This window comes from Winogradskyella haliclonae (assembly GCF_014635865.1).
Lineage (GTDB): Bacteria > Bacteroidota > Bacteroidia > Flavobacteriales > Flavobacteriaceae > Winogradskyella > Winogradskyella haliclonae.
The window spans coordinates 1-5,789 of the sequence record NZ_BMDQ01000008.1; the positions used below are offsets into that span (position 1 = coordinate 1).

General features: G+C 45.2%; 2 tRNA genes and 3 rRNA genes. All 5 read left to right on the top strand.

What is annotated here, in order from left to right:
- The first annotated feature begins 641 nt into the window (after window positions 1-641).
- The 5 genes from IEV10_RS14250 (at window position 642) to rrf (ending at window position 5,708) form a co-directional block, all read left to right on the top strand.
- Window positions 642-2,167 (top strand): 16S ribosomal RNA (locus IEV10_RS14250).
- A 94-nt stretch (window positions 2,168-2,261) separates the two neighbouring features.
- Window positions 2,262-2,335 (top strand) — tRNA-Ile (locus IEV10_RS14255).
- Between the two features lie 68 nt (window positions 2,336-2,403).
- A tRNA-Ala gene (locus IEV10_RS14260) sits at window positions 2,404-2,477 on the top strand.
- 207 nt (window positions 2,478-2,684) lie between these two features.
- Window positions 2,685-5,506, top strand: a 23S ribosomal RNA gene (locus IEV10_RS14265).
- Between the two features lie 93 nt (window positions 5,507-5,599).
- A 5S ribosomal RNA gene (gene rrf, locus IEV10_RS14270) occupies window positions 5,600-5,708 on the top strand.
- The 16S, 23S and 5S rRNA genes sit together here with 2 tRNA genes alongside, the layout of an rRNA operon.
- Window positions 5,709-5,789: the final 81 nt, after the last annotated feature.

Below are 5,789 nucleotides of genomic sequence, written 5' to 3' on the forward strand. Positions count from 1 at the left end.
GTTCCCAAGGGTTGTGCTTGGTTGAGCTATTGCGAGTTGCTTATAGACTATTAGGTTTATAGGGTTCCAACAAAGGTTCTATCCCTAATGTGTTTTTTAATGGGGGTAATTTATTTTAGAGTATTATAAATACTGTTGTTTGATTTTATATTAAAAAGGAGAAATTCGGTAGTACTTATAATAAGGTATAAAGTTGGTATAAAATTGGGGTATTAATTTTATTTTTTTCGGGGTTGTTAATTGCTGATACTAAGTCGCTTATGGTTGTTGTTGAAAATAGATAAAAATAAAATGGGAAAAAGGGTTGCGGGAAAGGAATATGGTTATATATTTGCACGCTCAAAACGGCTAAGAAGTTTAGTTTTGAGGTAGTTCATTAAGGAGTTTTTTGGGGTTAAAAAATAAAATTAAAAATATTTTCATTTTTATTTTGTTGGAATAAAAATATGGTTTTATATTTGCACCCGCTTAAGAGATAAACGCCTTAAGAGAATTAAAGAAATACGTTCATTAACATATTGAATTGACAGCGTAAGATTTTGTTGGAAACGGCAAAATCAAACAAGAGAATAAATCATATTGAGACTTTGAAAATTCTGAATTAGTTGTTGAAGAAAATAGTGGAAACACTTAAAAATTTAACGATGAAGAGTTTGATCCTGGCTCAGGATGAACGCTAGCGGCAGGCCTAACACATGCAAGTCGAACGGTAACAGGAGAGAGCTTGCTCTTTCGCTGACGAGTGGCGCACGGGTGCGTAACGCGTATACAATCTACCTTTTACAGGGGGATAGCCTTTAGAAATGAAGAATAATACCCCATAGTATATAAATTTCGCATGTTATTTATATTAAAGATTTATCGGTAAAAGATGAGTATGCGTTCTATTAGCTAGATGGTGTGGTAACGGCACACCATGGCAACGATAGATAGGGGCCCTGAGAGGGGGATCCCCCACACTGGTACTGAGACACGGACCAGACTCCTACGGGAGGCAGCAGTGAGGAATATTGGACAATGGAGGCAACTCTGATCCAGCCATGCCGCGTGCAGGAAGACTGCCCTATGGGTTGTAAACTGCTTTTATACAGGAAGAAACCTTTCCACGTGTGGGAAGCTGACGGTACTGTAAGAATAAGGATCGGCTAACTCCGTGCCAGCAGCCGCGGTAATACGGAGGATCCAAGCGTTATCCGGAATCATTGGGTTTAAAGGGTCCGTAGGTTGATAATTAAGTCAGAGGTGAAAGTTTGCGGCTCAACCGTAAAATTGCCTTTGATACTGGTTATCTTGAATCATTGTGAAGTGGTTAGAATATGTAGTGTAGCGGTGAAATGCATAGATATTACATAGAATACCAATTGCGAAGGCAGATCACTAACAATGTATTGACACTGATGGACGAAAGCGTGGGGAGCGAACGGGATTAGATACCCCGGTAGTCCACGCCGTAAACGATGGTCACTAGCTGTTCGGATTTCGGTCTGAGTGGCTAAGCGAAAGTGATAAGTGACCCACCTGGGGAGTACGTTCGCAAGAATGAAACTCAAAGGAATTGACGGGGGCCCGCACAAGCGGTGGAGCATGTGGTTTAATTCGATGATACGCGAGGAACCTTACCAGGGCTTAAATGTAGATTGCATTAGCTAGAGATAGCTATTTCTTCGGACTATCTACAAGGTGCTGCATGGTTGTCGTCAGCTCGTGCCGTGAGGTGTCAGGTTAAGTCCTATAACGAGCGCAACCCCTGTTGTTAGTTGCCAGCGAGTCAAGTCGGGAACTCTAACAAGACTGCCGGTGCAAACCGTGAGGAAGGTGGGGATGACGTCAAATCATCACGGCCCTTACGTCCTGGGCTACACACGTGCTACAATGGTAGGGACAGAGAGCAGCCACTTCGCGAGAAGGAGCGAATCTATAAACCCTATCACAGTTCGGATCGGAGTCTGCAACTCGACTCCGTGAAGCTGGAATCGCTAGTAATCGCATATCAGCCATGATGCGGTGAATACGTTCCCGGGCCTTGTACACACCGCCCGTCAAGCCATGGAAGCTGGGAGTGCCTGAAGTCCGTCACCGTAAGGAGCGGCCTAGGGTAAAATCGGTAACTAGGGCTAAGTCGTAACAAGGTAGCCGTACCGGAAGGTGCGGCTGGAACACCTCCTTTCTAGAGAAAGACGACTAATTTAAAATCTAAAATCAAAGTTTATATTTGATTTTATTCTCTTGCTGTTAATTTAATTTTAAAAATAATTAAGTAGAGTCTCATAGCTCAGCTGGTTAGAGCGCTACACTGATAATGTAGAGGTCGGCAGTTCGAGTCTGCCTGAGACTACTAATTAAAGGAAATTCTAGACGTTGAGGATTCACATTCAGGATTCTAAGAGATAGGATTCAAGGAATGGGGAATTAGCTCAGCTGGCTAGAGCGCCTGCCTTGCACGCAGGAGGTCACCGGTTCGACTCCGGTATTCTCCACTAGGCAATGCCTAGAGATAGTTAAGATTATCTCAGCGTATTGCGCCGTTAGTTGCTGATTAATTAGTCAGTACCGACTCGGTACACGTTCATTGACATATTGAAAAAGATACATGAAAAAGTTAGATATATTTATATGTATTTAACAAGAATCAAATATTTATTGTAACGAGCAATAAATGTAACTCATTAAAAAGACAAAAAGTACAATAAGCTACATAAGAGCGTATGGGGAATGCCTAGGCTCTCAGAGGCGATGAAGGACGTGATAAGCTGCGAAAAGCTGCGGGGATTGGCACATACAAAATGATCCGCAGATATCCGAATGGGGCAACCCACTATATTGAAGATATAGTATCCGAAAGGAGGCGAACCCGGAGAACTGAAACATCTAAGTACCCGGAGGAGAAGAAAACAAAAGTGATTCCGTTAGTAGTGGCGAGCGAACGCGGATTAGCCCAAACCAGTATTGTTACGGCAATGCTGGGGTTGTAGGACCACGATATTCGATACATAATGAATTAGAACGCTTTGGAAAGAGCGACCAAAGAGGGTGATAGTCCCGTATAAGTAAAGATTGTTAAGATAGTGGTATCCTGAGTAGTGCGGGGCACGTGTAACCCTGTGTGAATTTGTCGGGACCATCCGATAAGGCTAAATACTCCTGAGAGACCGATAGTGAACTAGTACCGTGAGGGAAAGGTGAAAAGAACCCTGAATAAGGGAGTGAAATAGAACCTGAAACCATACGCTTACAAGCGGTCGGAGCGGATTTATCCGTGACGGCGTGCCTTTTGCATAATGAGCCTACGAGTTACCGTTGCTAGCAAGGTTAAGGTATTCAGTACCGGATCCGTAGCGAAAGCGAGTCTGAATAGGGCGCTATAGTTAGTAGTGGTAGACGCGAAACCGTGTGATCTACCCATGGGCAGGGTGAAGCTGTAGTAACATACAGTGGAGGCCCGAACCGGTTGACGTTGAAAAGTCTTCGGATGACCTGTGGGTAGGGGTGAAAGGCCAATCAAACTCGGAAATAGCTCGTACTCCCCGAAATGCATTTAGGTGCAGCGTTGATTAATAGTTTTATAGAGGTAGAGCTACTGATTGGATGCGGGGGCTTCACCGCCTACCAATTCCTGACAAACTCCGAATGCTATAAAATGTTCATCAGCAGTGAGGGCATGGGTGCTAAGGTCCATGTCCGAGAGGGAAAGAACCCAGACCATCAGCTAAGGTCCCCAAATGTATGTTAAGTTGAATAAACGAGGTTGAACTGCTTAGACAGCTAGGATGTTGGCTTGGAAGCAGCCATTCATTTAAAGAGTGCGTAACAGCTCACTAGTCGAGCGGTTCGGCATGGATAATAATCGGGCATAAACATACTACCGAAGCTATGGACTTGAAAAAGTGGTAGGGGAGCATTGTAGTGTCGTCGAAGGTGAAGCGTGAGCTTTGCTGGAGAAGCTACAAAAGAAAATGTAGGCATAAGTAACGATAATGCGGGCGAGAAACCCGCACTCCGAAAGACTAAGGTTTCCTCAGCTATGCTAATCAGCTGAGGGTTAGTCGGGACCTAACGCGAACCCGAAAGGGGTAGTGGATGGACAACAGGTTAATATTCCTGTACCTGCTCACACTAAAAGTGACGGAGGCGAATAGTTAGTGCGCACAGACGGAATTGTGCGTTGAAGCCAGTGGTAACACGGCGATAGTACACTGAGACTACGGTCAAGGTGATAATCTAGCGAATCGACTTCCAAGAAAAGCGAGTGAAGCAGCCCGTACCCTAAACCGACACAGGTAGTTGGGATGAGAATTCTAAGGAGCTCGAGAGATTCATGGCTAAGGAACTAGGCAAAATAGACCCGTAACTTCGGGAGAAGGGTCGCCCATCGTAAGATGGGCCGCAGTGAAAAGGTCCAGGCGACTGTTTATCAAAAACACAGGGCTCTGCTAAATCGAAAGATGACGTATAGGGCCTGACACCTGCCCGGTGCTGGAAGGTTAAGTGGAGGGTTTAGCTTCGGCGAAGATCTAAAATGAAGCCCCAGTAAACGGCGGCCGTAACTATAACGGTCCTAAGGTAGCGAAATTCCTTGTCGGGTAAGTTCCGACCTGCACGAATGGTGTAACGATCTGGACACTGTCTCAGCCATGAGCTCGGTGAAATTGTAGTATCGGTGAAGATGCCGATTACCCGCAGTGGGACGAAAAGACCCCGTGAACCTTTACTATAGCTTAGTATTGGCTTTGGATAAGTAATGTGTAGGATAGGTGGGAGACTTTGAAGTGGCGTCGCCAGGCGTTGTGGAGTCATTGTTGAAATACCACCCTTTGCTTATCTAGAGTCTAACTTCCATATGGAAGGACAGTGCTTGGTGGGTAGTTTGACTGGGGTGGTCGCCTCCAAAAGAGTAACGGAGGCTTCTAAAGGTTCCCTCAGCACGCTTGGTAACCGTGCGTAGAGTGCAATGGCATAAGGGAGCTTGACTGAGAGACATACAGGTCGATCAGGTACGAAAGTAGAGCATAGTGATCCGGTGGTTCCGCATGGAAGGGCCATCGCTCAAAGGATAAAAGGTACTCCGGGGATAACAGGCTGATCTCCCCCAAGAGCTCACATCGACGGGGGGGTTTGGCACCTCGATGTCGGCTCGTCACATCCTGGGGCTGGAGAAGGTCCCAAGGGTTGGGCTGTTCGCCCATTAAAGTGGCACGCGAGCTGGGTTCAGAACGTCGTGAGACAGTTCGGTCTCTATCTACTGTGGGCGTTAGAAATTTGAGTGGATCTGACTCTAGTACGAGAGGACCGAGTTGGACGAACCTCTAGTGTACCTGTTGTTACGCCAGTAGCATTGCAGGGTAGCTACGTTCGGAAGGGATAAGCGCTGAAAGCATATAAGCGCGAAACCCACCACAAGATGAGATTTCTTTAAAGGGTCGTGGGAGATGACCACGTTGATAGGCTATAGGTGTAAAGGCAGTAATGTCATAGCCGAGTAGTACTAATAACCCGTAGGCTTATTGTACGCCTGTTTTTTTAGAGTACATTATTCTAGTCATGTATAATTTTCAATATGTTAAGATATTAGTTCTTAAATAGATTATTTAAGACAACGATTTAAGGTGGTTATAGCGACGGGGCTCACCTCTTACCTTTCCGAACAGAGAAGTTAAGCCCGTTTGCGCCGATGGTACTGCTTACTGTGGAAGAGTAGGTCGCCGCCTTTTTTGAAAGACTCAATCTAACGATTGGGTCTTTTTTTGTTTTTATAATTGACTAACAATATTTTTTGGGGATAGAAGTAGCTG